General features: G+C 56.4%; 1 protein-coding gene. It reads left to right on the forward strand.

From position 1 onward, the window contains the following. Nucleotides 1-601, forward strand: a 601-nt coding sequence (locus EN884_RS38880) for a hypothetical protein (RefSeq protein ID WP_164895505.1), incomplete at its 5' end; no start/stop codon positions are given. Nucleotides 602-670: the final 69 nt, after the last annotated feature.

Consider the following 670-nt stretch of genomic DNA (forward strand, 5'->3'; position numbering starts at 1 on the left):
TGTGGCGCATCACGAAGCCGGGCACGCGGTGGCCGCCATCGTTTTGCACCGTCAGATGTTCGACGACGACCGTGAACTCCCTGCTTTCTCAAGTGTTAGTATTTACCCCGACGCCGGTGACGGAGAGTGCGGTGGTTTTGTCGAAGGCACGGTTTTCTATTCAGCGCAAGGATTCACCTCGGAGCTAAAGCCGATTTTCGAGAACGATATGGATCGACATTTCCAACGCGATGAAGCGATCCAAGAGATAGTTGCGTGTCTGGCAGGTCCTTTTGCAGAATCCGCATTCGAAGGCTATCTGGACCCGCGCGATATGGCGATGAATGCGTCCGATGGGAATGAGGGGAGCAGCGACTACGCGGATGCCAAGCGAATCTATGGTGAGTTGCGGTTCCTGATGCCGCGCCGCCCCCGTTGGAGGCGGATCGAAGATCGCACGGCCCGGCTAGTACTCGATCACTGGTCAGCCATCGAAGCATTGGCCGCGCATTTGCTGGTCAAGCATGATCTCCAATTCGATGAGGCTCTGACGATTGTTGCGCCGCATCTTCCGCCCATGCCAGCAGCTACGCCGCCAGAGCGTCATCCGCAGCCTGCTTGATCAGCCATTCGATGTGATTTGACCACATCTGCAACACCTCGCGCTTCTCCTTGACGTTGCTATAGAGAT

It is taken from the genome of Mesorhizobium sp. M7A.F.Ca.AU.001.01.1.1 (assembly GCF_004022735.1).
In the GTDB taxonomy this organism is placed as follows: Bacteria; Pseudomonadota; Alphaproteobacteria; order Rhizobiales; family Rhizobiaceae; genus Mesorhizobium; species Mesorhizobium ciceri.